The 25,988-nt window shown below is 38.4% G+C and carries 27 protein-coding genes, 1 tRNA gene and 1 riboswitch; of the genes, 6 read left to right on the forward strand and 22 right to left on the reverse strand.

Translation table 11 applies throughout. The annotated features are described in order from the left end of the window. Nucleotides 1-87: 87 nt before the first annotated feature. The gene (locus tag HF881_RS01200) at nt 88-1,107 is read right to left on the reverse strand and encodes a hypothetical protein (RefSeq protein WP_169446113.1); all 1,020 of its coding nucleotides are present in this window, start codon (nt 1,105-1,107) and stop codon (nt 88-90) included. 328 nt (nt 1,108-1,435) lie between these two features. Between HF881_RS01200 and HF881_RS01205 the strand changes: the two genes are divergently transcribed. Both HF881_RS01205 and HF881_RS01210 read left to right on the forward strand, forming a co-directional pair. Continuing rightward, nucleotides 1,436-2,830, forward strand: coding sequence for a hypothetical protein (locus HF881_RS01205; RefSeq protein WP_169446114.1), 1,395 nt, complete (start codon nt 1,436-1,438; stop codon nt 2,828-2,830). Further along, on the forward strand, nt 2,823-4,385 hold the full coding sequence (locus HF881_RS01210) for a hypothetical protein (protein WP_169446115.1): 1,563 nt from the start codon (nt 2,823-2,825) through the stop codon (nt 4,383-4,385). Before HF881_RS01205 ends, HF881_RS01210 begins: the two co-directional genes overlap by 8 nt. Before the next feature lie 106 nt (nt 4,386-4,491). Here HF881_RS01210 and HF881_RS01215 read toward each other — a convergent pair whose 3' ends face one another. From HF881_RS01215 to HF881_RS01285, 16 genes are all read right to left on the reverse strand, one after another. Further along, nucleotides 4,492-6,249, reverse strand: a complete 1,758-nt coding sequence (locus HF881_RS01215; RefSeq protein ID WP_169446116.1) for a glycoside hydrolase family 13 protein — start codon at nt 6,247-6,249, stop codon at nt 4,492-4,494. A gap of 175 nt (nt 6,250-6,424) precedes the next feature. After that, nucleotides 6,425-6,916 (reverse strand): phosphoribosylanthranilate isomerase, encoded by a 492-nt coding sequence (locus tag HF881_RS01220; protein ID WP_169446117.1) that lies wholly within the window; start codon nt 6,914-6,916, stop codon nt 6,425-6,427. Between the two features lie 63 nt (nt 6,917-6,979). Beyond that, nucleotides 6,980-7,861, reverse strand: a complete 882-nt coding sequence (locus HF881_RS01225; protein WP_169446118.1) for a diacylglycerol kinase family protein — start codon at nt 7,859-7,861, stop codon at nt 6,980-6,982. Between the two features lie 163 nt (nt 7,862-8,024). Next, nucleotides 8,025-8,651, reverse strand: a complete 627-nt coding sequence (locus HF881_RS01230; protein ID WP_169446119.1) for an SAP domain-containing protein — start codon at nt 8,649-8,651, stop codon at nt 8,025-8,027. Nucleotides 8,652-8,759: 108 nt separating this feature from the next. Further along, on the reverse strand, nt 8,760-8,888 hold the full coding sequence (locus HF881_RS10455) for an ADP-ribosylglycohydrolase (protein ID WP_093585426.1): 129 nt from the start codon (nt 8,886-8,888) through the stop codon (nt 8,760-8,762). 11 nt (nt 8,889-8,899) lie between these two features. Next, the gene (locus HF881_RS01235; protein ID WP_169446120.1) at nt 8,900-9,706 is read right to left on the reverse strand and encodes an alpha/beta hydrolase; all 807 of its coding nucleotides are present in this window, start codon (nt 9,704-9,706) and stop codon (nt 8,900-8,902) included. Nucleotides 9,707-9,878: 172 nt separating this feature from the next. After that, nucleotides 9,879-11,237, reverse strand: a complete 1,359-nt coding sequence (gene rlmD, locus HF881_RS01240) for a 23S rRNA (uracil(1939)-C(5))-methyltransferase RlmD (RefSeq protein WP_169446121.1) — start codon at nt 11,235-11,237, stop codon at nt 9,879-9,881. 74 nt (nt 11,238-11,311) lie between these two features. Further along, nucleotides 11,312-12,286, reverse strand: a complete 975-nt coding sequence (locus HF881_RS01245) for a DUF1002 domain-containing protein (RefSeq protein ID WP_169446122.1) — start codon at nt 12,284-12,286, stop codon at nt 11,312-11,314. 86 nt (nt 12,287-12,372) lie between these two features. Next, a complete protein-coding gene (locus HF881_RS01250; RefSeq protein WP_169446123.1) occupies nt 12,373-12,975 on the reverse strand; it encodes a lysozyme family protein in 603 nt (200 codons plus the stop codon). Next, nucleotides 12,975-13,949, reverse strand: coding sequence for a nucleoid-associated protein (locus tag HF881_RS01255; RefSeq protein WP_169446124.1), 975 nt, complete (start codon nt 13,947-13,949; stop codon nt 12,975-12,977). Before HF881_RS01255 ends, HF881_RS01250 begins: the two co-directional genes overlap by 1 nt. Nucleotides 13,950-13,956: 7 nt before the next feature. Beyond that, nucleotides 13,957-15,213 (reverse strand): serine hydroxymethyltransferase, encoded by a 1,257-nt coding sequence (gene glyA / locus HF881_RS01260; RefSeq protein WP_169446125.1) that lies wholly within the window; start codon nt 15,211-15,213, stop codon nt 13,957-13,959. Nucleotides 15,214-15,273: 60 nt separating this feature from the next. Next, nucleotides 15,274-15,705, reverse strand: coding sequence for a GNAT family N-acetyltransferase (locus tag HF881_RS01265; protein ID WP_169446126.1), 432 nt, complete (start codon nt 15,703-15,705; stop codon nt 15,274-15,276). A gap of 1 nt (nt 15,706) precedes the next feature. Then, complete coding sequence (locus HF881_RS01270; protein WP_169446127.1) at nt 15,707-16,309, reverse strand: L-threonylcarbamoyladenylate synthase; 603 nt, start codon at nt 16,307-16,309, stop codon at nt 15,707-15,709. Continuing rightward, the gene (gene prmC, locus HF881_RS01275) at nt 16,293-17,129 is read right to left on the reverse strand and encodes a peptide chain release factor N(5)-glutamine methyltransferase (protein WP_169446128.1); all 837 of its coding nucleotides are present in this window, start codon (nt 17,127-17,129) and stop codon (nt 16,293-16,295) included. The genes HF881_RS01270 and prmC overlap by 17 nt, the downstream gene beginning before the upstream one ends. Further along, entirely contained in the window at nt 17,129-18,208 is a 1,080-nt protein-coding gene (prfA, locus tag HF881_RS01280; protein WP_169446129.1) for a peptide chain release factor 1, read from the reverse strand. Before prfA ends, prmC begins: the two co-directional genes overlap by 1 nt. Further along, nucleotides 18,205-18,795, reverse strand: coding sequence for a thymidine kinase (locus HF881_RS01285; protein ID WP_169446130.1), 591 nt, complete (start codon nt 18,793-18,795; stop codon nt 18,205-18,207). Before HF881_RS01285 ends, prfA begins: the two co-directional genes overlap by 4 nt. Nucleotides 18,796-18,917: 122 nt before the next feature. Between HF881_RS01285 and HF881_RS01290 the strand changes: the two genes are divergently transcribed. Continuing rightward, nucleotides 18,918-19,100 (forward strand): 4-oxalocrotonate tautomerase, encoded by a 183-nt coding sequence (locus HF881_RS01290; protein WP_045611721.1) that lies wholly within the window; start codon nt 18,918-18,920, stop codon nt 19,098-19,100. A 136-nt stretch (nt 19,101-19,236) separates the two neighbouring features. Then, a complete protein-coding gene (mnmE, locus tag HF881_RS01295) occupies nt 19,237-20,610 on the forward strand; it encodes a tRNA uridine-5-carboxymethylaminomethyl(34) synthesis GTPase MnmE (RefSeq protein ID WP_169446131.1) in 1,374 nt (457 codons plus the stop codon). A 44-nt stretch (nt 20,611-20,654) separates the two neighbouring features. Here mnmE and dapA read toward each other — a convergent pair whose 3' ends face one another. The 4 genes from dapA to HF881_RS01315 form a co-directional block, all read right to left on the reverse strand. After that, nucleotides 20,655-21,590 (reverse strand): 4-hydroxy-tetrahydrodipicolinate synthase, encoded by a 936-nt coding sequence (gene dapA / locus HF881_RS01300; RefSeq protein ID WP_169446132.1) that lies wholly within the window; start codon nt 21,588-21,590, stop codon nt 20,655-20,657. A gap of 51 nt (nt 21,591-21,641) precedes the next feature. Next, entirely contained in the window at nt 21,642-22,718 is a 1,077-nt protein-coding gene (locus HF881_RS01305) for an aspartate-semialdehyde dehydrogenase (protein ID WP_096753583.1), read from the reverse strand. A gap of 357 nt (nt 22,719-23,075) precedes the next feature. Further along, nucleotides 23,076-23,148, reverse strand: a tRNA-Thr gene (locus tag HF881_RS01310). Between the two features lie 105 nt (nt 23,149-23,253). Further along, the gene (locus HF881_RS01315; protein ID WP_169446133.1) at nt 23,254-23,763 is read right to left on the reverse strand and encodes a QueT transporter family protein; all 510 of its coding nucleotides are present in this window, start codon (nt 23,761-23,763) and stop codon (nt 23,254-23,256) included. Then, nucleotides 23,761-23,857: riboswitch (PreQ1 riboswitch) on the reverse strand. Its footprint overlaps the gene before it by 3 nt. Nucleotides 23,858-23,885: 28 nt before the next feature. On the opposite strand from HF881_RS01315, the gene HF881_RS01320 reads away from it, so the two are divergent. Further along, on the forward strand, nt 23,886-24,317 hold the full coding sequence (locus HF881_RS01320) for a GtrA family protein (RefSeq protein ID WP_169446134.1): 432 nt from the start codon (nt 23,886-23,888) through the stop codon (nt 24,315-24,317). An 84-nt stretch (nt 24,318-24,401) separates the two neighbouring features. After that, on the forward strand, nt 24,402-24,782 hold the full coding sequence (gene mscL / locus HF881_RS01325; RefSeq protein ID WP_009013975.1) for a large conductance mechanosensitive channel protein MscL: 381 nt from the start codon (nt 24,402-24,404) through the stop codon (nt 24,780-24,782). Nucleotides 24,783-24,825: 43 nt separating this feature from the next. Here mscL and hemH read toward each other — a convergent pair whose 3' ends face one another. Then, entirely contained in the window at nt 24,826-25,920 is a 1,095-nt protein-coding gene (gene hemH / locus HF881_RS01330) for a ferrochelatase (protein ID WP_169446135.1), read from the reverse strand. Between the last annotated feature and the right edge of the window lie 68 nt (nt 25,921-25,988).

The following is a 25,988-nucleotide window of genomic DNA, read 5'->3' on the forward strand; positions in this document are numbered from 1 at the left end:
TAAATGACTCTATGGTAGATTATATACTAATCCTGACCAAAGTACAAATAGAATAACATCAAAAAAACTTAGTAGGTCTTCATTTCACTAATCATCACGCGCTACTTCTCCAACTAGCTCAAAATCTATCATATGGTAGTTTTCATCCAAGCGAATTAAGGAAAAATACTCATTCCAAAACAGGTGGTCACTGGGACTTTTCCACTGGATACCATACCATAGTTGGGTCGAGTCTACAGGATGTGCAGGCGGAACTGACCATAATTTATCACCAAAGGTCGTTCGCATGGCTCCTTCTTCAATACTAGCCAGTAAATCTACACCATCCAGTTTATAGGAGATAGCTTTTGATTTTGCTGCTTTGATACGATCTTCATCTAGCTTAAACTGGATAATTTTACAGTCCTCTAAAGCAATTTCTTTTGTTTCATCTCCGTATAAGGCAATACTTCCAAGGATTAAACCATCTTTGCCAAGAAGATAGGGAGCATACGACACAGCATTGCTATCTTGATGAAAACCTTTTTCGATAAAAATACTCTTATCAGCCTGATATTTTTTGATTTTCCCCGAAGAAAGAGCCTCATCATAATCGTTACTAAAGCTGTCATTCTCCCTGATGTAGATGTCAAAACCTTCTTTTAGAAGGTCACTCACACTTGTTTGCGTTAGTGTGATCGGTTTGTCATCTATCATCAATTCTGGAGCTTTGGGTGGCAACCCTATCTGACCATAAGCTATCATAAGAAATAAAGCCACCATAAAAGAAACCACAAGTGCGATCATCGCTTTTCCCGTGCGTTTTCTAGCATTAAAAAGTGCCATAATCGGTGGTAGGATGACAATTTTTGCCAGGATAGCATTACCAATTCCTCCCCTACTCATGATTTGTACTACACAAACACCAGCAATCGCAATCATCGACAAGTAAACCAGAAGTTCGCCAAGCCCCATCTTGTCTGTACGAGTTTGTTCATTTACTGGCTCATCTAAGACAGATTTCCCATTCACTACCAGCCTTTTGAGGAAGAAATACATTCCGAGTCCAATCCCCAAAAATGCTAGTCCAAGAAAAACTAGGGATCCGATTGCAATCATTCTGCCCATCTTTATTTTCTCCTTAGTTGATACATTCAGCCTTTATTTTCTTTTTTAAAGTTCTATTCGCAATCAGTAGCACAAGCAAAAGAAAGGGGGCCCCATTAAGAACAAATATAGGGAAGGCCTTGATAGAAATCCATAAAATCGTCCCTTTTTTCTCAATCCAACTACTCCCCCAATACTTAATTATATACTAAGTAATAGATAATTCTAAATGTTTACCTATTGCTTATCTTTAATTTAAAATAATTATTATAAATTTTAATTTAGGTATCTTTAGCAACTTACAATATGATATAATTAACTATAAGAACATTGGTTAAGGACAACATAAATGAAAAATCATTTGCTTAAAAAATTAACTTCTCTATTTCACAAAAATGAGCCTTCTAACAAGAATAATTTCCCCAACCCTAGTGTAAAACTTGAAAATTTAGCTCCAATAGATTATACTCAAATCGATTCTGATGAATTTGAAACAAATTACTACAAAATTTATAAAGATGTATTGAATAGTGTAATTCAAGATAAGCTTATAAAAAATGTTGGGATAACTGGAGGATATGGAACTGGAAAAAGCTCAATAATTCATAGTTATTTTAATGAATTAAAGAGTAAAACAAGTATTTATATCTCATTAGCACATTTTGATAGTTTAGCAGGAAATACTATTCATACTCCCCGAGATGATAAGACAATAAATAGTCAGATAGACAACATTTTAGAGATGAAAATTGTCAACCAATTAGTAAATCAGATCGAACCAGATAAAATACCAAAAGCAAACTTTTTAGCCAAAAAAAATATCAAAAAATATAAAATCATCTCTTATTCACTATCAATTATTTGTTTAATCCTTTATTTTAAATTTTTATTACCAGTTATAACTGAAAAAATTACATATAGCATCAAAAATTTCCCACCTAATCTTGAATGTATTGATTATATTCTCATCATTATATCTATCATAGCTATGATTAGCTTATATTACCTTTTATCAAATACAATTAAGAATATAATATATAAAGGAAATTGGTCAAAACTGACAATAAATACTATGGGAATTAACGTAAACATGGAAAAGAGAGACTTTTCTACAGTCTCATATTTTGATAATTTTCTATCTGATGTTATTTATCTTTTTGATGAATCTGATGCAGATTTTGTAATTTTTGAAGACTTAGATAGATTTAACGACCATTCAATATTCGAAAAATTAAGAGAAATTAACTTAATGGTTAATCAAAGGAGGAATCCTCCAAAGCGAAAGAAAATAATGTTTTTCTATGTGATTAGTGACGAAGTGTTTTCTGAAAAAAATGTTGACTCTACAAATAACAGTGAGAATATTGCTGCAACAGAGAAAACAAAATTTTTTGATGTAATTATTCCAATTATCCCTATTGTCAATAATACAAATTCATTTGATTATCTAAAATCAAAGTTGCTAGATGAACTAGAAATTACTGATAAAAATGATTCCGAGACTTTCTTATATCAAATTTCCATATTTATTGATGATCTTAGAGTTCTTAAAAATATAGTAAATGAATTTAAGATTTACAAAGAAATTCATGATGATGATGATAATACTGATATAGATTACAAACAACTGCTTGCACTAATAATCTACAAAACTCTAAACTCCAGTGATTTTAACGACTTAGTGAAATCTAAAGGAGACTTATACACCCTAATAAAAAATTCGTTGGAGGATAATGATGAGTGAGATAGCAAAATTTTTAATAAAAAATAATCTTATTAATGAAACATATACAAATTACTTAGTTAGACAATCCCCAAATGGTCTTCGTGAAGAGGAAAAAAAATTTTTAGTGTCTGTATTATTAAAGGATAGCGAGGAATTAAAAAAAATAAAAGTTCTTAAACAAGATAAAATTTATGAAATATTCTTAAAATTATCTAATCATCACTTTTCTGTTGATAATTTTTTTAATGAAGCAATTTATGATTATTTTAATAAAGCATTTAGCGATAACAATAATTTCAATAAGATTAATATTCAGCGTATAGAAGACTACTTTAAAAAGATTATCTTCTTTCAAGATACAAACGATCCCCAAAAAATTACACTAAATTTAAATAGCATATCTAGAATACTTTATAATAAATTAGTAAATCCACAAGAAGATCATCTCTTCACCAAAATGAAGAGCTATGTTTTAGAGAGTCAAATAAGCGATAATATAAATGATGATGTAAAATTACTACTATTAATTCTAGATAAAAAAATGAATTTAGATTTTGAATTCAATTTAGACTTTACTATTGAAGCTCTTCTTGAAAGAATTTATCATATTTCCGATAAAACAAATAAACAGCTCTTAGAACAGAAACTATTAGATTTAATTAGTAAAAAAATTAATAATAAAATACCAGTAATAATATTTGAACCCTCTGATTTCCAAAAAGTTAGATCGGAGCGAAAGAAATTTTATAAGACTTTGTGGGAGAAGGAAAAAATTTCATTAAATTCTTTAACTTTATTAGCTATTTTATCCATTTTTGAAGATAAACAAATCGATAGCTATGAAAATATTTATGATAAACTAAACACTCATGATGCCAAAAATACTATAATAAAATTATTAAATTATATAGATTCTAATATTTTCAGCAATTTCGAAAATTACTCACATGAATCAGATAACTTGTACATTACCTCTAATATTAATTCTTTCAGATCTATAATCCGGACCTACATGAATCACGAGGATAAAAAAATCCCGTTTAATCTTTTCAACCCTATCATTTTATGGGAAGAGCTAACTAATGTTCAAAGTGAGATTTCTAGAAAACATTATAAAGAAATATTTAATACTTTAGATAAAGATTTTATCACCGAACAACTGAATAAATCTTCCATTTCTTTATTATCCTTTAAAAAACTACTCGAAAACTACAAGGATTCATTTTCAAATAAAATTAATATCGAAATTCTAGAAAGTGATGCGATGAAATCTCTGGTTCAAATTCCCAAAAAAAGAACAAAGAGAAAGCCTGATAGTAGAATCAATAAAAAGAATAAACTAATAAAATACATTAATCAACATTCTAAAATTGATGAAATTGATAAGAATTTTATCAACCGATATTCAGTAGACGACTTCCTGAGTACAAAAGGCTCAATAAACAACAAAGAATTATATCTAGATATTCTAAATATGAAAAAAAGTACTGTTAGACGCACTAGTAATATTAATAAAATAGAAAAAGTAGTAACTGAATTGAAGTCTGAATTATCAGATACATCTTGGGCATGAGATATTTTTAAAATTAGTAAATCACTTAAAACTGTAGCTATTTCACTTCAAATCAGTTATCCTTAACTACTTTTGACATAAGAATCCCTCTTATTCAGACACAAAACTAATTCTGAGACTTTTCACAATAGATTACAAATCCTTTAGGTAAGATTAGCAGTTGCTGTTCTATTTCTTGACAATGACTGGCTAGCGCTACAGAATCACTAACTACAAGATAATTTTCTGCTGATTGGTTAAAAATTGCTCGGACCTTTTGGCCATCATAATCCCATGCCAGAGATAGCACATCCGGTTTGATTTCTTTCAGGCTATAGCTTCCATGTTGGATAATGTCTGAGACACTCTTGCGAAGCTGAATCAATTTCTTCATAAAATGAAGCATGTCATTGCTGTCGGAAACGCGTTCCCAAGGCATCACACGACGACAATCTGGGTCTGGTCCCCCATCTAATTCTAACTCGGTTCCATAGTAGAAACACGGTGTTCCCCTTTGTAAAAAGAGGCAGGCTAGGGCAGACTTGACCAGTTGGACGTTTCCTTTAGCTGTAGCCAAAATGCGCTCCGTATCGTGCGAGTCCAGCAGATTGAACATCACTTCTGAAATCTGCTGTCTATAGTACATAGACTGGCTATTGATCTCATCGATAAATTGACTGGTCTTCTTTACCCCACGCAAGAAATAATCCTTGATACTGTCAGAGAGAGGATAGTTCATGACCGCGTGGAACTCATCACCATTTAGCCAAGGCTGAGACGTGTGCCAGACTTCTCCAAGAATATAAAGGTCAGGCTTTTTAGCCAAGACAGCCTTGCGGAAATCTCTCCAAAATTGGTGGTCCACCTCATTTGCCACATCCAAGCGCCAAGCATCGATATCAAATTCTTCAATCCAGTAGGTCGCAACGCTCAACAAATAGTCCCTCACTTGAGGATTGGCTGTATTTAGCTTGGGCATATAACTTGCAAAGGCAAAGGTATGGTAAGGGAGCTTTCTTGGATTTGCAAGCTTATCCTTTGTCACTGGGAAGTCTTGAACATGGAACCAGTCTTTATAAACGGAATCTTCACCATGTTTGAGAACATCCTGCCACTGTGGAGACTGGTCTCCTATATGGTTGAAAACAGCGTCCAGCATGATTTTCATACCACGTTGATGGGCCTCCTCCACCAGTTTACGGAAAGTTTCCTTATCTCCAAAATGACGGTCAATTTCGAAATAATCCGTCGTATTATACTTGTGATTGCTTGGGGATTCAAAAATCGGACAGAGATAAAGTCCTGTAACCCCTAAGTCTTTCAAGTAATCCAGATGGTCAATAATACCTTGTAAATCACCACCAAAGAAATCCTTACTTTTAGGTTTGATAGACGACTCCCAAGCTAGCGCCCCTTTGGGAGAAATCTCAGGATTGCCATTGGCAAAACGTTCTGGGAAAATCTGGTACCATACCGTCTCTGCTACCCAGTCAGGAACATGGCAAGCATCAATCGCATGGATATACGGAATTTTAAATCCATTTCCTTCATAATGAAGATTTTTTAGCGTATTTTCAACACATCCCTTGTCGCCATATAAAATCTTCTGACCTTTCTTATCCTTGAGTTCAAAGAGATACTGGAGTCGTGCATAGCCGACCGTAACCTCCACTTGCCAGTAATCAAACAAAGCATCAAAAGTTACTTTGTGCATCTCCTTGATTGCTTCATAACGATCCTCTATAAAGATAAAAGGATCTCCATAATGTAAGTTGATACTTTCAATATCATCTTTCTTGGTTCGGATACGAATGTGCATTGTCTTGTCTTTATAAAGATAAGCATACTCCGACTCTGGTCTATGGTAAATGGCTGTTAATTCCATTGTTTTGTCTCCTAGTTTACTTTCATTCACTTATACCGCAAACGTTTTCATAATTGTGATTCTAGTATACTACTTTCGTATTTTATTTGCAAGGCTTGTCCGTAGTTTCAAGTGGTTTGTTTCTATAAATAAAAAAGCAGCCAGTCATACAACTTACTACTTTTCAAATGACGATTTACAAATGTCTTTCCAGCCACTCAATTTTTTTAAAATCCTTATTGTTATTGTGGTCATTTCGATAGGAGTCTTGGGAAGAAGCCTTGTAAATACTTAAATACTGTTCTAGATTTGGAACACGAAAAGTGATATCATCGAGATGAATCAGCTCAATATCAGATTCCAAAACTCCTGCAAAATCAGGTAAAGAATCGATACTTCCGAATTCAACGTTCACACCATCCTTTTGGAATTCATGCTCATGAATATCTATTAAGGCATAGCCTAAGTGTTTCATCACTTTCATTATCTTGTCCCACTCATAAATTCTGAGATGATCAGGCGCTTCCCAACCTCTAGGGTCACCAGGCACATGAATGTCAATGTCAGACGGCCCCCATTCTTCATTTGAACGGTATTCAAATCCCAAAGACCCCATGAGCGTCGGAGTGATTCCGACTCGGTTTAAATGTGAACAAATTGTTCGAAATTCATCAAATAGAGAATTCATTCCTCCTCCAATCGTTGATATAGAACTTGATTTCGTTGTGAAAAATAAACTAATTTTTACCTTCTACTCTTTCGGTTTTGAAAATACTTCTACTCGCTGAGCTAGAACTTTGATTTCAACAGGTAGGTTATCCGATTTATCGCCGTCAACATCTGACTCCAATTCACTATCTGAAGAGATCTTAATATTACGCGCTCTGATATACTCAATATTAGCATTGCCGACAACATCCCCTTTTAGTAAATCAGGAATGACGGATAATTTTGAGAATATAGAAGCATCTTTTAGAATCAAAATGTTGGCATAGCCATCTTTGTCTTCTTCAAAGATTTTCTTATCAGCGAAGTAATTTGTCAAGAGAACCAAAACATGACTTGCTTCGCCATCATAATTTCCGTTTTCTGTCTCAACCTTAATGTTAAAGACCTGATCCGTCATCACGGACTTCATGGTATTTACAGCATAGGCTAAAATACCGAATTTTGTCTTGTCCTCGATTTCAACATTGTGAATCGCCTCGGGCAGAGAACCGATACTAAAGATATAACCAAAATAGTTATCATTTGCTTTACCGATATCAATCTTGTTGGTTAAATTAAAATCGAGTTCATCTATCGCGCCATCGATGTCTTGATTGATTTCCAATAGTTTCGTAATGAGGTTACCCGTCCCACCAGGGATAATCCCTAACTTAGGAATGTAGTCTCTCTCAGCAATACCCGAAATGACTTCATTGACAGTCCCGTCTCCACCAAACACAACCACTGCATCGTACTTCTCACGTGAAGCCTCCTCAGCAAAATGTGTAGCATCTAAGGCTTTTTCAGTGATTTTGGTTTCCACATGCTCAAAATAATCCTTGGCCTTATTCTCCAGTTTGACCTTATAATCCAAAGCCTTTTCCCCACCAGAGGTAGGGTTGATAATTAACATTGCTTTTTTCATTGATTTTCTCCTTGATTTCTAAATAGAAATATTAGCGTAGCTACATTTATCATTACATATAATGCTATTATATAATGAAAACTCAGAAAAAAGAACTTTGACGTACTGGGCATTAATGTATAATAGCTAGTTTAAAATTCAGATTATCAAAAGCAAGTCACTTCTATTTAACTACCTCGCCATACTCTTTTATTTTATCAGCATATTCGGTCAAAAGATTCTTTGAATAAATTTTTTCATTACTTGAATTTCTAACTTCTTTCCAAAGAATAGAAGCTACTTTTAGTTTATTCGAGTAATTTCGACTATTTTCGTCTGCACAGAAATTCTTTAGAAATTGGTTCCATTGACAAACCGAATGATCATACTTGGCATAATCTGAATTTCCATAATAAACTTTTAGCATATCTTGGATTGTAAAACTCAAATCATGTTCTCTTTTTACTTTTCTCCAAGCTGTCGCCATATCAGCAGTAAATTTAAATGGCGAAACATCTGTTAAAGTTGAGAAATATTCTCTAAAGTGTGCATTAAAGGAGAATCCACATTCAAGCAAGGGTGTGTCCAAGGTAACGACTTCTACTTGTTTCTTTTTCCTTTTTATTGATGATTTTTTAATCAAATTGCCCTTAAAGTACTGCTCAATAATATCATTTAGTTCTTGTTTTGTACCTCTATTTTCAAGACCTAATGACTTGCATATCTGTGAAAGTTCATCACGATACCAATAGTATTTATTAAACTCATCAAAGGATATGATTTTATCAAACTCAGGTCTGCTTTCTATCAATATAACACCTCCTTCCTCAAAGACAATTTATGTTGTCATCTCAAAATAAAGGAATTTTAGTTTCTTTATTTTGAGAATTAACTACGTTTCTCTAACAAGCTCATACACTCAGCGGTTCGGACTTACCGTATCATCCGTGAAAAAACAATCCTCACAAAATAAAGAAAAAACCTTCGTTTTGATATTGTTCCATTCGTAAACTGAACCTACAATGTCTCCAACTATTGCTCCTAGCATATGTTTCCTCCTTATGGCATATCAGATTCGTTACACATTTCTAATGAATCACTCTTTAAAAATGGCACCACCAAATCAATCCACTCATAAGGCAGGTAAGCTGATAAATAACCGTGGTTATACCCCTTTGCTTCATACAAAATTGTATTTGAATGTAGCTGATGAAATAATTTCGCTGATTCTTTCACACAGTTCAATTCTTTTTCACCATAAATATACAGAACCTGAGCCTTGCTAGCAGAAATCATATCTTTCAGCTTGTAACATCCCATATAGTTTTTGTAAATGGTCACCAATGTTTTGACAGGGGTCCTTGGCAAATCCTCCAAATAATAAGCTTTTATTTCCTCTGGATAAGCCCGTTTTGGATAGAGTTTGTTCATCATGCTTAACTGAAGTTTGCAAGAGAATTTATTGAACATTAGTTTACCAAATAGAGACACTAGAAAAATGCTGATTTTAGCTAAACTTGGTTGAGGAATACAGAGGCTTCCATCTATGATGGCCTTCTCAGCTATATCTCTGTCTATTGACAAAAGCTCCATAGCAATTTGACCACCAAGTGAAACACCACCGATTGCAAACAATTTCCCACCACAGTTTGCTTTTATATAGTCTAGAATCTCAAAAGCAGAATCTTCAGTAGAAACATAATCAAGTTGATATTCCTCGCCGTGGCCATTCAAAGTGGGTAGGATAATACGGTATTCTTTTGACAAGATTCGTGCTTGACGAAGATAATTCCACCAAGAACTGCCACCACCATGTATCAGTAAAATAGGAGGCAAATTCTTATCACCAAATTCATGGAATTTCATGTTTAAACTCCTCACTGTAGGACTTTCACTAGCTACACCCATGTTTAATCAGCTCGTACAAGCAGTGATACCGCCTCTACGTGATGCGTCTGTGGAACTCAAAAGGTTTGGGGAATTCAAAGCTCCAGTGGAGCTTTGAAGCCTCTCGCCCTAAAATGAAAAAGCGAGAGGATTAACAACGTTTCTCTAACAAACTCACACACTCAACATGGTGCGTCTGCGGAAATAGATCCACCGGCTGTACTCTCTTCAATTCATAGCCCAGCTCTTGGTAGAGTTTGATATCACGCGCCATGGTTGCGACATTGCAGGAAATATAGGCGATGCGGTCTGCTCCCGTTTGAGCGCTTGCTTTGATAAAGCTCTCGGTCAAGCCCTTGCGTGGTGGGTCGACCAAGATGACAGTTGGTTGAATACCTTTCTCAAGCCAGTTCTTCATGGCATTTTCAGCTGTGTCACAGACATAGTGGGCATTTGTAATATTGTTTAATGCAGCATTCTTCTGGCTATTCTCTACTGCTTCTGGAATCACTTCAACACCGTAGACTTCTTTGACATGCTTTGCAACGGATAATCCAATCGTTCCAATCCCTGAATAAGCATCAATAACAACATCATCTTCTCTTAACTCCGCAAAGTCAATGGCTGTTTGATAGAGTTTTTCAGCCATTTCTGTATTGACCTGATAGAAGGCTGGTCCAGATATTTGGAAGTCATTTCCCAACATTTGGTCAGTAATGTAATCTTGACCATAGAGAGTCCGCCACTCCTTGCCGAAAATAGCATTGGTATTCTGGTCGTTGATATTTTGCATGACAGACACAATCTCTGGGAACTGCTTGATTAGTTGCTCGATCAACTGTTCAATACGAAAAACTTTCGGTCGAGTGGTTACCAAAATAACCATGATTTGTCCTGAATAGTGTCCACGTCGCACAACGAGGTTCCGAATCAAGCCAGATTGTTCCTTTTCATCATAAGGTTTCAAATCATAACGACGGAGTAAGTCACGTAGGGCTACTACTACTTCATCAATCACAGAATCTTGGATAAAAAAGTCTTCGAGAGGCATGAGGTCATGCGAATTCTTACGGAAAAAGCCAGTTTCCAAGACACCATTGACACGACGAACTGGCACCTGTGCCTTATTTCGATACTTGACTGGATTCTCCATACCAAGCGTTTCAACAACCTCTATATCCCTAATGCCAGCAATCTTATAGAGACTATCCTTTACTTGCTTGGTTTTAAACTTAAGCTGTTCTGGATAGGCAAGATGCCCCAAGTCAGCAATTCCTGAACGCAGGTAAGCCAAATCTAGATCTTGATTACGATAAGGTGACTGAACAAGGTATTCTTCAACCTTCCCAAAGCCAATCTTTTTATTGACTTTAAGGACACGCATAAGAATTTTCTCAGTTGGTAGAGCATTTTCTACAAAGAAAACCAAACCATCTACCTTAGCGACCCCAGCACCTTCATGGGTCAAATCAACAATTTCAACTTCTACAATATCATTTTTCTTTAACATATTTTTCACTTTCTATCGGCCGACAAAAAAAGACGGCAACATTTCTGTTACCATCTATTATATCATGAAATGACCTAAGCACCAAAACTCTTGAAAAAGTTGACAATGGCTTGCCAAAGGGAGCTAAAAAAGTTGCCCCCCTCTTCTAGCGCTTTATTGGCATCAAAGTTGAGATTGATATTTTTAAAACTATCTCCAGCTTGGGATACAATACTTTCCTTGAGGTCATTTAGGGTTTTAGTGAAATCAGCATTGTTCAAAATGTCACTCTTTGAGAGGTTGAGCGCAAAATTGATGATGATATTGACCTGGTTTCCTGTTATAACCTGATCGAGTTTGTAGTTTTTTAGCGTGTCTTCTACAATTTTGCGAACATCCTCTTCTGTCAGATTTCCTTTGGCTTCTTTTGCCTTTGCGATTCCTGCCTTGATATCTGCCAAAGCTACATTGAGTTTATTGGCATCATAACCTGACTTGTCCTTGTTTTCAGCATTGATATCGGACAAGGCTTTTAGTTCTTCTTGGGCCAAGTCTTTATTAGCTTGCGGTACTTTAGCACCATTGGCCTCTAACGAGTAGTAAATCCCAGCTAGGGCACTCTCACCTGTAACTGGAATAGGAGCTGCAACTGTGATTTTGGCATGCTCAACTCCCAGGGTCACTGCTGCGTTACGATACATATCCTGCGTCACCTTGGTGATATTTTCAGGCGTTTCAATCTTAACTTCTAGAGGCGACTTATCACCTAGCTTTTGAATCTTAGCCGACGAATAGAGCTGTAAACTAGCATCATTAGCTACATTCATAATTTTCGAATAGATATCAGGAGTCATGGTTTTGATATCTTTGGTGTCTTTTGATGCGTCATAGCCAAGTTTGCTAAGGGTTTGGTTTTTCTGGTCTTCGGATAGAGAAGAACCTAGGACATATTCAGGTTGTACATAGGTTTCATCGATTACTTTTTGAACATCGGTTGCTGCGTAGACGCTCGTCATAGCTGTTGTGGCCCACAAAACTGCAGCGCTTGTTAGAAAGAATTTCTTTCTCATGGGATATTCCCTCCTTTACCTTTCTAGGGTAATAAAACAGTCTTAAAGAAAGCTTATAGTGAAAAACACCTGGCAAAACCAGATGTTTAAAAGAAATTAAAGAATTTCATGATATAGAGGTTAAAGCGCACCTGTCTCGAGTAGTAATAATTTCCACCATTTTCATAGAGTTCTGCTCCGTGAAAGATAGAAATAGGATTGATATAGGTGTAGGTTTTCCCAGTGGTATTTCCAAGAATTGGAGCGACGGTTTCACGAGAATATTGTTTGGCCAAGGCAAGAGTGTTTTCCTTACCATTTTGAGCGATAAAATTGATATAAGCGGGGCCAAAATTATAGGCTTGCACGGCTGTCCAGACATCAACACCCTTTTCCTGAGCTAGATAGAGATTATCAGTCAAGGTTTGAATCCCTTGACGAATGCTCGTCACATTGTCATTGATAGTATTTGTGGTACCGCTAGCAGACTCGCTAGACTGCATGACATCGCCTTCTTTTCCCTTCGTTTCGGTATAAATCATAGCGAGCACTAACTCTTCATTGGCTGGAGTATCTCTTTCACTGAGGACTTCTCGAACCATGGGTTGGTAGGTCATGACTTGCTTCACATCTTGGTGTATATGATAGACTTTATAGACAGCGAAAAGGAAGACTGCTAGCATTAGCACTCTTCGTAGTAATTTAAACATTATTTACTTTGAATATCCTCGATATTTTTGATTAAAATAGAATAGGTTCCATTGTCATTTTGGATAAACTCGACCGATTCTGCGTCTTGGTAAACATTATTGGGAACGATAAGTTCGATTCCGTTTGACAAGGAAAGTTTTTGGTTTTCAAATTTCTTGAGCTGACGACTGGCATCAATTTCATCAAACTGGACTGGTTCTGGTACAGCTTCCTTAACCTGATCTATAAAGCTCAAACGAGCTGTTAGATTGTTATCAAAAAGGTCGTTAGCCAATTTCTCAGGAGACAGTTCATTGCTTTCTTCAAGATTGTTGAAAATCACTGATTTAACCTTGGATTGAAATTGAAAATCATCTATGTTAAAGGGCTCTGCGATTCTATGGGCTGTTTTTTCCAGTTCCTTGATGGATTTTTTGGGCGAAATCTTAGGGGCGACGGTTAGGAGATTTTCTGAAAAATAATTCAAGAAAGTCCCATTGTACTTGATTCGTTTTTCAATCAGATGGTACTTGCGACTTTGAAGATTGACCACCAAGGCCTCATCCGCCCCCGTACCAAATCCAGGTAGGTTATTCTGAGTTAGCTTGATTGGATTATCAACTTCTCCCCCAAGGTGGGTCAAGGTTTCCCGCAAGGCAATTCGTAAGAAAGCGAAATGCTCTACACCTTCTTTAGAAAACTGAACAAAAACCAAGTCATTGGTCTTGAGATTTTCAGAAATACTAAACTCCTCTTTCCAGAGATTAGCCAGTGTTACCGATGTCTCCAACAAATCGTCTGTGATGTGATTGAAGAAGGGATTTTCTTCCTCGAAAATCCCAGTCTTGGCTTCATCTGAATACACACGTTCAATTTTTTTACGTAGGTATTCTTCGATTTTTGGAGTGATATTGAGAAACTTATCCGCTAGGAACAACTCAGTATCATCTGGGCTGAACTGATGGATAATGGCTTTCTTAATATAAATGTCCATAAAAGTTTTAGTCCTCGTATAATGGGAAGGCATCTGTCAATTCTTTGACTGCGCTTCTCACTTCTTCTAAGACATCCTCATTTTCTGCATTCTTAAGGGTTTTGATGATGAGTTCAGCTACTTTTCGACTTTCGTCTTCACCAAATCCACGTGCAGTGATGGCTGCAGATCCGATACGAATACCGCTTGTCTTGAATGGTGACAAGGTTTCGTATGGGATTGAGTTTTTATTTAGGGTAATATTAACCTCATCCAACAAGTTTTGAGCAACTTTTCCGTTCTCTACAACCTTAGTGACATCAACAAGGAAGAGATGATTTTCAGTCCCGCCAGAGATGATACGGAAATCAGGATCTTGCAAGAAGACTTCTACCATAGCCTTGCTGTTTTTGATAACATTGGTAGCATATTCCTTGAAGGCTGGATCCAAAACTTCTTTGAAGGAAACGGCCTTAGCAGCGACAACATGCTCTAAAGGACCACCCTGAATACCAGGGAAAATAGCTGAGTTGATCTTCTTTGCTAGGTCTTCATCATTGGTCAAAATCAAACCACCACGTGGTCCACGAAGGGTTTTGTGGGTCGTTGTTGTTGTGATATGAGCGTATGGCACTGGGCTTGGATGTAGACCAGCTGCAACCAAACCAGCGATATGAGCCATATCGACCATGAGCTTAGCACCAACAGCATCAGCAATTTCACGGAATTTTGAAAAGTCGATAATTTGAGAATAGGCTGAAGCACCTGCTACGATTAGTTTTGGTTTTACTTCTTGGGCTTGTTTCAAGATAGCGTCAAAGTCCAAGAGCTCCGTTTCAGGATCTACACTATAAGAAACAAAGTTGTAGGTTTGACCAGAGAAGCTGACAGGAGCTCCGTGGGTCAAGTGTCCACCTGCTGCCAAATCCATCCCCATAACCGTATCACCTGGCTCAATCAATGCCATGTAAGCCGCACAGTTGGCTTGGCTTCCTGAGTGAGGTTGGACATTGGCAAATTTTGCACCGAAAATTTCTTTCGCACGTTCAATAGCGAGAGTCTCTACCACATCTACCACATCTGTTCCACCATAGTAACGACGTCCTGGGTAGCCCTCGGCATATTTGTTGGTCAAGATAGACCCTTGAGCCGCCATAACAGCCTTGGAAACCACGTTTTCCGAAGCAATCAACTCAATGTTGTTTTGTTGGCGTTCTTCTTCTTTGGCAATAGCATTCCAGAGATCAGCATCATATGCTTTAAAATCATCTTTGTCAAAAATCATAGGTCTTCTCCTTTATAGTGTGACTGGTCCTTTAGTTTGGTTCTCCAATAAGAAAATAAACTAAAAGATGCGAATAAACCGTTTTTGCACTTTATCACAAGTATAACCAACTTTTTCATAAAATGCATGAGCACCCAGACGATGAACGGCAGAGTTTAAGCGGATAAACCCATAACCTCGTCTTTTTGCTTCTTGATCCAATCCTTGCAGTAAGCTTTTACCGATACCTTGCCCTTGTGCTTGAGGTAAAACTGCTAAGGCTAAGATATTAAATCCTGCTTTAGAATAGAGGGATTCGTAAACTTCAGCGTGGACATATCCAAGTAAGACATGACTGGTTGCATCCTCATAGCCAAGTAGGAAATGATGTGAATCCTGAGACAGTCTAGCTAGTTGGCTAGCCGTGTCCTTTGGACTAAAAGTATAACCCAAAGTCTCTTGGTTGATGTCACAAATGGCTTTCACATCTGTTTCTTGCAAATCTCTTAGCATCTCATTCCTCCTCAAAAGAAATCTCTGGCAACTGAGCGAGAATATCTTCTCGCTTGATAGCTCCTTGTCGTAAGATTTTCACCTTGGCTCCAGACAAATCCAAAATAGTTGAATCCTGTCCAGTTAGAAAAGCATCATCTTCCAGACCCAGAACCTCTTGGTCAAAATCTTTCAGAATTTCCTGAAAGGTTACTCCACTTGCCTGACCTGAGATATTGGCAGACGGCCCAATCAAGGGACCTGTCTCTCGAATTAAGTCAAGCGTAATGGGGTGACTTGGCATCCGAAATCCAACAGTTGCAAGACCAGAATTGACCCAATAGGGCACTCTATCATTGGCTTCAAGGATAAGGGTCAAGGGACCTGGTAAAAAAGTCTCCACAAGCTTTTTTAGATAGGTTGGCTGATTCTTTGAAAAGTGCAAGATGTCCTCTAGAGAGGCAACATTGAGGTTAAGAGCCTTGTCTCTAGGACGACGCTTGAGCTGGTAAACATGGTCGACAGCTTTTTCATCTAAGGCCTTAGCAAAAAGACCGTAAACTGTCTCTGTAGGTAGAACGACAGCTCCGCCCTTTTCCAACTCTTGTCTAATCCTGTCCATCATCAGCTACAACCATCCTATCTTGACTAAATTGGTCCTTGAGTGTTCGTACTCGTTTTTCAGGAAGATGTTTCCTAAAAAGCGCAGGAACACTTTGACCTTGCTTGTATCCAATTTCAAGGTAAATCTTACCACCATCTGTGAGATAGTCTTTTGCCTCTTCCACAATTCTGCGGTAAATAGCTAGACCATCCTCATCTGCAAAGAGAGCTAGATGAGGTTCTGAATGCAAAACATTCAAACCGACCTCTGACTCATCTTCACGAGAGATATAGGGTGGATTGGATACAATTATATCATATTTTTCAGAAATTTCTGCAAAACAATCAGATTTTTTAAAAAATATCTGGAAATTCTGAACTTTAGCGTTTTCAGTTGCCAAATCTAGTGCATCCTGTGAAATATCAACTGCTGTCACCAACCAATTTGGTCTATTTTTTGCTAGTGCGAGGGCAATGGCACCACTACCTGTTCCAATATCAAGTACAGAAAGATTCGTCTCAGGATTTTCTGCCAAGATAAGTTCCACTAACTCCTCTGTCTCTGGACGAGGAATCAAAACCCGCTCATCAACTGTTAACTGCATACCAAAGAAATCTGCATAGCCGATGATATACTGGGCAGGTTTATGAGCTGCTAACTGCTGGTAAATTTCTTCTACAAATTGCTTTTCTTCCGCTGTTACCTCTTGCTGGAGGGAAAAGACGAAGTCTGTAAAAGAGAGATTTTTCAGGCTACGATAGACAAAAGAGAGGCTTTCTGCTTCCTCTCCTTGTCTAATCAACTCTTCTTCAAAATCTGAAAATAATTGAGCTAATTTCATTATTTATTTAATTCTTCTAATTTCTGTGTTTGGTCATAAAGAACCAAGGCATCCACAACTTCATCTAGTTTACCAGACAAAATCGTATCTAGTTTTTGAAGAGTCAAGCCAATACGGTGGTCTGTGACACGGTTTTGTGGGAAGTTATAAGTACGAATTCGCTCTGAACGGTCACCAGTACCGATTGTTGACTTACGCTCAGCGTCTTGTTCATCTTGTGCAATTTGTGCAAAGTGGTCAGCAACACGTGCACGGATGATTTTCATGGCCTTCTCACGGTTCTTCTGCTGGGTACGTTCTTCCTGCATTTCAACCTTGATATTGGTTGGCAAGTGAACGATACGAACGGCTGTCGCAACCTTATTGACGTTCTGTCCACCAGCACCAGATGCGTGGTAAATGTCAACGCGAAGGTCTTTTGGATCAATATCGTATTCCACTTCTTCTACTTCAGGCATGACAAGGACAGTTGCAGTCGATGTATGAACACGACCTTGACTTTCTGTCACAGGAACACGTTGCACACGGTGGGCACCTGATTCATACTTGAGTTTAGAGTAAACGGATTGACCAGAAACCATGGCAACCACTTCTTTGAAACCACCGACACCATTCATAGAGGCTTCCATGACTTCAAAGCGCCAGCCTTGGGCTTCAGCATATTTTTGGTACATGGTTAGCAAATCTCCAGCGAAAAGTGCTGCCTCGTCACCACCCGCTGCTCCACGGATTTCAAGGATAATATTTTTGTCATCGTTTGGATCTTTTGGAAGGAGCAAGATTTTTAGTTTTTCTTCGTATTCTTCTTTTTCAGCCTTGGCATCTTTGAGCTCTTGCTTAGCCATTTCTTCCAAATCCGCATCTGCGCCAGACTCCTTAATCATCTCTTCGGCATCAATGATGTTTTGGAGGACTTGTTTGTACTCACGGTAGGCTGTTACCGTATCACGAGTTGAAGCCTCTTCTTTTGAGAGCTCCATGAAACGCTTGGTGTCAGAAACCACATCAGGGTCACTGAGCAATTCTCCTAGTTCTTCATAACGGTCTTCTACAGCTTGTAGTTGATCATAGATGTTCATTTTTCTTCATTCTCCTTATTGATTTCAGGCGCAAAATAATGTTTACGGCAAACCGAGATATAGGTTTCATTACCACCAATCTGGATCTGTTCTCCATCGTAAACGGGCAGTCCATCCTGTGTTCGCAAAACCATAGTCGCCTTTTTCTTACAATACTGACAAATGGTCTTGATTTCGTCAATCTTGTCTGCTAAAAGCAAGAGATATTTGGAACCTTCGAACAATTCATTCCGAAAGTCATTTTTCAAACCAAAAGCCATGACAGGTATGTCTAACTCATCAACAACACGAGCTAGGTCGTAAACATGGTAACGCTTGAGAAATTGAGCCTCATCGACTAGCACACAGTATGGTTTCTCAGGTAAATCTCGGATAAATCCAAAGATATCCGTTGACTCCTCGATCGCAATGGCAGGGCGTTTCATGCCAATTCGGCTGGATACATAGCCAACACCGTCACGTGTATCCAGAGCCGAAGTCATAATCACAACTCCCTTTCCTTGCTCCTCGTAGTTATAGGCCACCTTGAGAATCTCAATCGTCTTACCAGAGTTCATGGTCCCATAACGATAATACAACTGTGCCATGCTTCTATTTCACGTCCATTTCTAAATTTTTGCTACATTCTAGTATATCATAATTTTCTAAAGCTTTAAACGGCAAAATGTGGTAAAATAGAAGAAATACAAAACTAGTGGAGGAAGCTATTATGCCATTTGTACGCATCGATTTATTTGAAGGACGCACGCTCGAGCAAAAGAAAGCTCTTGCTAAGGAAGTAATGGAAGCTGTTGTTCGTAATACTGGAGCACCTCAATCAGCCGTTCATGTCATTATCAACGACATGCCAGAAGGAACTTATTTCCCTCAAGGGGAAATGCGCACCAAATAAGCTAGCTTAAGCAGAATTGCTTAGGCTTTTTCAATCTCCAAGTAGCCTCCATTGAAGAAATAGTTTAAATTTGTTACAATTTGAAAAGAGACTTGGAAATATTGCCAAGAAATGAGCTATTAAATAAGGAAAAATTATGATTACACGTGAATTTGATACCATCGCTGCTATCTCTACTCCACTAGGTGAGGGGGCCATTGGTATTGTCCGCTTGAGCGGAACTGATAGTTTTGCTATAGCGCAAAAGATTTTTAAAGGCAAAGACTTAAGCAAGGTTGCTAGCCACACTCTCAACTACGGACACATCGTTGACCCTCTAACTGGTAAGGTCATGGACGAAGTCATGGTTGGGGCCATGAAATCTCCAAAGACCTTCACTCGTGAGGATATTATCGAGATTAACACCCACGGTGGGATTGCGGTGACTAACGAAATTCTCCAGTTAGCTATCCGTGAAGGAGCTCGGTTGGCAGAACCCGGTGAATTTACAAAACGTGCCTTTTTAAACGGTCGTGTGGACTTGACTCAGGCTGAGGCGGTGATGGACATCATCCGTGCCAAGACAGACAAAGCTATGAATATTGCAGTCAAACAACTCGATGGTTCCCTTTCTGATCTTATCAATAATACTCGCCAAGAAATCCTCAATACACTTGCCCAAGTAGAGGTCAATATCGACTATCCTGAGTATGACGATGTTGAAGAAGCCACTACTGCAGTCGTCCGTGAGAAAACTAAGGAATTTGAACAACTCTTGACCAACCTCCTTAGAACAGCTCGTCGCGGTAAGATCCTTCGTGAGGGAATTTCAACTGCCATCATCGGACGCCCCAACGTTGGGAAATCGAGCCTCCTAAACAATCTCCTACGTGAAGACAAGGCTATCGTGACTGATATCGCTGGTACTACACGAGATGTCATCGAAGAATACGTCAATATCAATGGTGTTCCTCTTAAATTGATTGATACAGCTGGAATCCGTGAAACAGATGACATAGTCGAACAAATCGGTGTTGAGCGTTCGAAAAAAGCCCTCAAGGAAGCTGACTTGGTTCTACTGGTTCTAAATGCCAGCGAGTCACTAACCGCCCAAGACCGCCAACTCCTAGAAATCAGTCAGGACACTAATCGCATTATTCTACTTAATAAAACTGACCTGCCTGAAGCGATTGAAACTTCCGAACTTCCAGAAGATGTCATCCGTATTTCAGTCCTTAAAAACCAAAACATCGATAAGATTGAAGAGCGCATTAACAACCTCTTCTTTGAAAATGCTGGTTTAGTCGAGCAAGATGCTACTTACCTGTCCAACACCCGTCATATTTCCTTGATTGAGAAGGCTGTTGAAAGCTTGCAAGCAGTTAATGAAGGACTAGAACTTGGGATGCCAGTCGACCTTCTCCAAGTTGACTTGACCCGTACTTGGGAAATTCTTGGAGAAATAACAGGTGATGCAGCACCGGATGAACTCATCACCCAACTTTTTAGTCAATTCTGTTTAGGAAAATAAGAAATCCATGATCGTTCATTCGGTCATGGATTTTATTGTCTTTATTAGTAATCTGGTCTTAAGACACCTGTTACAGTTGCCTTTGTTGCCTCGTAGTCGCCATCTACGACAACCTTGATAATGCGTTTGGCATCTTCCTCTGGCGCTGGAACTAGAGGTAGACGAGTTGGTCCAGCTGCAAATCCCATATAGTTCAGAACTGCCTTAACTGGTGCAGGGCTTGGATAAGAGAAGAGGGCATTGACCTTAGGAATGAATTTACGCTGAATAGCTGCAGCTTTTTTCATATCGCTTTCTGCAATGGCAGTAAACATTTCGTGCATTTCGTCCCCATTTGTATGAGAGGCAACAGAAATAACCCCATCTGCACCAAGGTTCATGGCATGAAAGGCATCTCCATCCTCACCAGTATAGATCAAGAATTCTTCTGGCTTATGCTCAATCAAATAAGCCATATTGGCCAAGCTGGTACATTCTTTAACACCGATGATATTAGGATGGTCAGCCAAGCGAAGCATGGTCTCCGGAGTCAACTCGACAACCACACGGCCTGGAATGTTATAAATGATAATAGGCAAATCTGAGGCATCAGCAATAGCCTTAAAGTGCTGGTACATCCCTTCTTGTGATGGTTTGTTATAGTAAGGTACGATTGCAAGTCCAGCTGCAAAACCACCAAATTCTGCCACCTCTTTGACAAACTCTATCGAGTCACGTGTGTCATTGGTACCTACACCCGCAATCAAAGGAACACGTCCCTTGACAACCTTTTGTACAGCTGCAAAGAGTTCCAACTCTTCATCGTGGGTTAAGGTTGGACTTTCAGCTGTAGTTCCAGCCAACAAAATACCATCTGTATGGTGGGCCAACAAATGCTCTATAAGGGCTGGAATGGCATCAAAGTTGATGGAACCATCTTCATGGAAAGGGGTAATGAAGGCTGTGATGATTTTACACTCTTTTAGATCTTGGTAAGACATGTGAAACACCTCTCTATTTCAAAGAAGGAGTTCATTCGAACTCCTAAACCATTATTTCAACTCAAATTTCAGCTCAGCTGTTGGACGAACCAATCCACGTTCGTGAAGAGTTTCTGCGATTTGAACTGAGTTCCAAGCAGCACCTTTGAGGAGGTTATCTGAAACAACCCACATGTGGATTCCTTTTTCAGCATCCAAATCTTTACGGATACGACCAACAAAGGTATCACGCGAACCGACAGCATTGATGGCTTGCGGATAGATTTGATGCGCTACGTCATCTTCCAGAACAGCACCTGGGAAGGCTGAAATAGCTGCTTTCACTTCTTCGATTGGAGCCACTTCTTTTGTTTCGATATAAACTGACTCAGAGTGAGCTGACAAGACGGGAATACGTACACATGTTGCAGATACTGCAATGCTGTCATCTTCCATGATTTTCTTAGTTTCCTTAGTCATCTTCATCTCTTCGTATGTGTAATCATTGTCAGTGAAGACATCGATTTGTGGAAGAGCGTTAAAGGCGATAGGATAGTGTTTCTTGTCACCGCCTGAAGGCAAGATTTCCGCATGCAAATCACGTGGGTTCACACCATCATTCAAGACTTCACGAAGTTCACGTTGTGTTTCAAGAATCGCTCCCATACCAGCCCCAGAAACGGCTTGGTAAGTTGAAACGATGATACGGTCCAAACCCCATTTTTGACGAACAGGTTCAAGCGCCACCATCATTTGGATTGTTGAACAGTTCGGGCAGGCAATGATTCCGTTATGAGCATCAAGTGCATGAGCATTGACCTCTGGGACAACCAAAGGTACGTCTGGATTTTGGCGGAAGTAAGATGTATTATCCACTACTACCGCTCCAGCTTTCACTGCGTATGGTGCATACTTAGCTGATGTCGAACCACCTGCTGAGAAGAGTGCAATATCAACACCCTCAAAAGCTGTCTCAGTTGTTTCCTCAATCGTAATATCTTGGTCTTTAAATTTTAAAGTCTTGCCTGCTGAACGTGCAGAAGCAAGGTAACGAATTTTATCGATTGGAAGTGTAGATTCTTCCAACATTTTTATCATCTGAGCTCCGACAGCACCTGTCGCGCCGACTACAGCAACTGTATATCCCATAAATAACCTCTTTCGGAATTTTCTAAAAATTTCTATAATAGATGTATTATACTACTTTTTCCAGAAATTGAAAAGCATTTTTGGGTTCTATTTTCTGAAAATTAAAAATCCCTAGTCATTGACCAGGGACTAAGAGGCATCTTCATGTGATGAGCAGGTTCACACAACTCATCAAGGTCCGCTCCTGCGTTATGACCTCCTTATGCTCAATAGTAGTCCGAAGACTACCTATCGACTCATCGCACCTACTATTCTACTAGATAGAGTCACTTTTGTCAATAGCCAAAACTCTTTAGCTTCATTTCCACAGAAGTATAAGAAAAACCTTGGTCTCCCAAGGTCATTTTGTTTCTATCATGCTAATTGCCGGGATTGAACCGGCGACCTCATCCTTACCATGGATGCGCTCTGCCAACTGAGCTAAATCAGCTTACCTAAGAAGTATACTATAGTTCTATGTTCTTGTCAAGCGCTCTCTTTTAATTTTATGGAATGAAAAAAGCTAGATTTGGCAAGTATCTAGCTTATAGACTTCTTATTTTGTTAGATCGATTCGCTGTCCCAGTTTATTGATCAAAATCGCACCTACGATAAGTGATGCAAACTCACCAATTCCAGTAGAGAACCATGTAAAGAAGAATGGAGCCTCTGCAACGATATGAAGTTCAGCTGCAATGGTAATCATTGAAATGGAGAACAGGATTGAAAAGAAGAAATGATCTTTTCGAATCAAACCATTGAACAGATAGTCTTTCTTGTACTTGCTAAATAGCCATACACCTAGACTAAGGAAAACTAGGGTAGAGCCCCCGCCGACAAAGACATCTATTAGACCAAAGCTAAAGAAATTAGCAATCATACATCCAATCGTCACACCGATGATATATTTAGGGTTATAAAATGCCAAGAAATTCATCATCTCTGAAATACGGAACTGGTAGGCACCGTAGCTAATGGCATTAAGGGGCGGGGTGATGGTCAAAACCACATAGATAGCAGCAACAATAGCGATGTCTGTCATGTCGCGAACAGTTAATTTTTTCATGTTTTCTCCTTTAGCGGTTTCCCGCGTGAAATATGCTTGGTGAAAGAAGCTAAGCACCAAGGGTTGATTGAATCAACCTTACCAGTATAGCACAATAGCCAGCTTTATGCTATACTAAAATCATGAAAAATCAAATAAAAGCTTTCTTTGATAATGAAATCCTATCCTACCTATTTTTCGGTGGTGCTACTACTCTAGTATCTATCCTATCACGTTTGTTTATCTACCATATCAGTCACCAGGAAATCCTAGCAACCGCACTCGCAAACCTTATCGGGATTCTTTTTGCCTTTCTCACAAATGATACAATCGTCTTTAAACAAGAGAGAAGGAATTGGCAGACTCGTCTTGCTAAGTTTTTCCTATCTCGCCTCTTTACTTTGGGTCTTGATGTCCTTTTAACTTATATCTTTGTTACATCTTATCCCGATATTATCGGGCAATTTGTCAACGATCAACTAGATCAGGTTAATGCCATCGAAACGCTAATTGCGCAGGTTTTGATTATCATTCTTAACTATATTTTTAGTAAAGTATACGTTTTTTATAAATGAAATAGGTATCAGTAAGCATTAAGGTTGCAATATTTAGGTATTTCAGGTACAATTGAGATTAGTTTTTGAAAGGATTTTATGAAAATGTTAAAAGATCTTAAAGAATTTTTGCTTCGTGGTAATGTCGTTGACCTCGCTGTCGGTGTGATCATTGCCTCTGCTTTTGGTGCTATCGTTACTTCACTTGTAAATGATATCATCACTCCACTTATCTTGAATCCAGCCTTGAAAGCAGCAAATGTTGAGCGTATCGCTGAACTTTCATGGAATGGTGTTGGATATGGTAGCTTCTTGAGCGCTGTCATCAACTTTTTAGTGATTGGTACTGTTCTTTTCTTCGTTATTAAAGCTGTTGAAAAAGCTCAAAACCTTACTAAGAAAGAAGAGCCAGTTGAAGATACACCTGCTGCTCCAACTGAACTAGAAGTTCTTCAAGAAATCAAAGCTCTTCTTGAGAAAAAATAAGACAAATAAAAAGGATCTAGCTTCATGCTAAATCCTTTTTTCTTTAGTCTTTCGGCAACTTACCTGCCTTTTCTAGCATTTTTTTAATTAAGTAAGGCATCTTTACATTTTCACGGCCTTTTTTCTCAATCAGTTTTTTCACAAATTCTGGCATCTGAAGGTCATCTGTCTCCTCCATAATATCCTTGGTGGTTGCTGAAGGTGCTAATTCGTCAAAGGTTTCTTCTTCTGGGAGAAATTCCTTAAATTCTTTTTGTTCATTGGCTCTTACAGTATCAACTAAAGCATCAATTAAACGGGAATCTGTGTTTGGCATAGGTGGTCGATGATAGGTTACACCTAATTCTTGACATAATTCATAACATTCTACATCGTTATCAAAAAGAACTTCAATATGCTCACTGATAAAGCTAATTGGGACAAAGATATAATGCTCTGGATGTTGTTTCTGTTCTCTCAAATACTCGAGTACATCTGGCTTGATCCAAGGGATTCCAATATCACTCTCGCTCTGCCAAGTATTGGTATACTGATCTGCGGTTAGACTGAGTTGCTCTGCTATCAACTTGCTATTATCAAAAATCTGATCGATATAAGGATCTCCAAAATCCAAAGCAAAAATTGGAACACTATGGGCTGAAAAGATCACCTTAAAGGACTCCCCTCCCACTTCGTCTCTCAAGATTTTACCAATCTCATCTGTCCAGAAGTCTAGCAAAGACTGTTGCTGATACCACTCCTTAATGACTAAAAAGCGTATTTGCTTGCTCTCCAGAAACTTCTCATATCCCATCACCGAGTAGAAGGAATAATGAGGTTCCAAAATCAAGCAGATACATTCTTCAACGCCATCAGCTTCCATCTGCTTGATCACATCAGGGATAAAGGGACGAGAAAATTTGTTAGCAAAGTAGATGCCATACTCTTCTCCCAATCGCTCTCTTACTAAAGCAACTTCCTCACGGGTAATCTTCTGAAGCGGTGTTCCACCTATACGGACATAGTTGTCATAGAGGGTCTGAATCTCGTGATCCTGGGGTCTAACCCCACGACGAATATTGGTAAAAAAATCCGCTACACTCTCAAAGGTAATCTCTTCTGGTGAACCGAATGTCATCATTAAAATTGCTTTTTTCATTGATATATCCTTGTGATGTTTTTTTCAATTACCATTGTACCATGAAAGATATAATAAATAAACGTTTT

Source organism: Streptococcus sp. WB01_FAA12, assembly GCF_012843315.1.
In the GTDB taxonomy this organism is placed as follows: Bacteria; Bacillota; Bacilli; order Lactobacillales; family Streptococcaceae; genus Streptococcus.

What these genes read in the sequence shown, in the direction of transcription:
- HF881_RS01200 (WP_169446113.1), bottom strand. Translation starts at nt 1,107, where the DNA reads ATGGGCAGAATGATTGCAATCGGATCCCTAGTTTTTCTTGGACTAGCA.
- HF881_RS01205 (WP_169446114.1), top strand. Translation starts at nt 1,436, where the DNA reads ATGAAAAATCATTTGCTTAAAAAATTAACTTCTCTATTTCACAAAAAT.
- HF881_RS01210 (WP_169446115.1), top strand. Translation starts at nt 2,823, where the DNA reads ATGAGTGAGATAGCAAAATTTTTAATAAAAAATAATCTTATTAATGAA.
- HF881_RS01215 (WP_169446116.1), bottom strand. Translation starts at nt 6,249, where the DNA reads ATGGAATTAACAGCCATTTACCATAGACCAGAGTCGGAGTATGCTTAT.
- HF881_RS01220 (WP_169446117.1), bottom strand. Translation starts at nt 6,916, where the DNA reads ATGAATTCTCTATTTGATGAATTTCGAACAATTTGTTCACATTTAAAC.
- HF881_RS01225 (WP_169446118.1), bottom strand. Translation starts at nt 7,861, where the DNA reads ATGAAAAAAGCAATGTTAATTATCAACCCTACCTCTGGTGGGGAAAAG.
- HF881_RS10455 (WP_093585426.1), bottom strand. Translation starts at nt 8,888, where the DNA reads ATGCTAGGAGCAATAGTTGGAGACATTGTAGGTTCAGTTTACGAATGG.
- HF881_RS01235 (WP_169446120.1), bottom strand. Translation starts at nt 9,706, where the DNA reads ATGAAATTCCATGAATTTGGTGATAAGAATTTGCCTCCTATTTTACTG.
- rlmD (WP_169446121.1), bottom strand. Translation starts at nt 11,237, where the DNA reads ATGTTAAAGAAAAATGATATTGTAGAAGTTGAAATTGTTGATTTGACC.
- HF881_RS01245 (WP_169446122.1), bottom strand. Translation starts at nt 12,286, where the DNA reads ATGAGAAAGAAATTCTTTCTAACAAGCGCTGCAGTTTTGTGGGCCACA.
- HF881_RS01250 (WP_169446123.1), bottom strand. Translation starts at nt 12,975, where the DNA reads ATGTTTAAATTACTACGAAGAGTGCTAATGCTAGCAGTCTTCCTTTTC.
- HF881_RS01255 (WP_169446124.1), bottom strand. Translation starts at nt 13,949, where the DNA reads ATGGACATTTATATTAAGAAAGCCATTATCCATCAGTTCAGCCCAGAT.
- glyA (WP_169446125.1), bottom strand. Translation starts at nt 15,213, where the DNA reads ATGATTTTTGACAAAGATGATTTTAAAGCATATGATGCTGATCTCTGG.
- HF881_RS01265 (WP_169446126.1), bottom strand. Translation starts at nt 15,705, where the DNA reads ATGCTAAGAGATTTGCAAGAAACAGATGTGAAAGCCATTTGTGACATC.
- HF881_RS01270 (WP_169446127.1), bottom strand. Translation starts at nt 16,309, where the DNA reads ATGATGGACAGGATTAGACAAGAGTTGGAAAAGGGCGGAGCTGTCGTT.
- prmC (WP_169446128.1), bottom strand. Translation starts at nt 17,129, where the DNA reads ATGAAATTAGCTCAATTATTTTCAGATTTTGAAGAAGAGTTGATTAGA.
- prfA (WP_169446129.1), bottom strand. Translation starts at nt 18,208, where the DNA reads ATGAACATCTATGATCAACTACAAGCTGTAGAAGACCGTTATGAAGAA.
- HF881_RS01285 (WP_169446130.1), bottom strand. Translation starts at nt 18,795, where the DNA reads ATGGCACAGTTGTATTATCGTTATGGGACCATGAACTCTGGTAAGACG.
- HF881_RS01290 (WP_045611721.1), top strand. Translation starts at nt 18,918, where the DNA reads ATGCCATTTGTACGCATCGATTTATTTGAAGGACGCACGCTCGAGCAA.
- mnmE (WP_169446131.1), top strand. Translation starts at nt 19,237, where the DNA reads ATGATTACACGTGAATTTGATACCATCGCTGCTATCTCTACTCCACTA.
- dapA (WP_169446132.1), bottom strand. Translation starts at nt 21,590, where the DNA reads ATGTCTTACCAAGATCTAAAAGAGTGTAAAATCATCACAGCCTTCATT.
- HF881_RS01305 (WP_096753583.1), bottom strand. Translation starts at nt 22,718, where the DNA reads ATGGGATATACAGTTGCTGTAGTCGGCGCGACAGGTGCTGTCGGAGCT.
- HF881_RS01315 (WP_169446133.1), bottom strand. Translation starts at nt 23,763, where the DNA reads ATGAAAAAATTAACTGTTCGCGACATGACAGACATCGCTATTGTTGCT.
- HF881_RS01320 (WP_169446134.1), top strand. Translation starts at nt 23,886, where the DNA reads ATGAAAAATCAAATAAAAGCTTTCTTTGATAATGAAATCCTATCCTAC.
- mscL (WP_009013975.1), top strand. Translation starts at nt 24,402, where the DNA reads ATGTTAAAAGATCTTAAAGAATTTTTGCTTCGTGGTAATGTCGTTGAC.
- hemH (WP_169446135.1), bottom strand. Translation starts at nt 25,920, where the DNA reads ATGAAAAAAGCAATTTTAATGATGACATTCGGTTCACCAGAAGAGATT.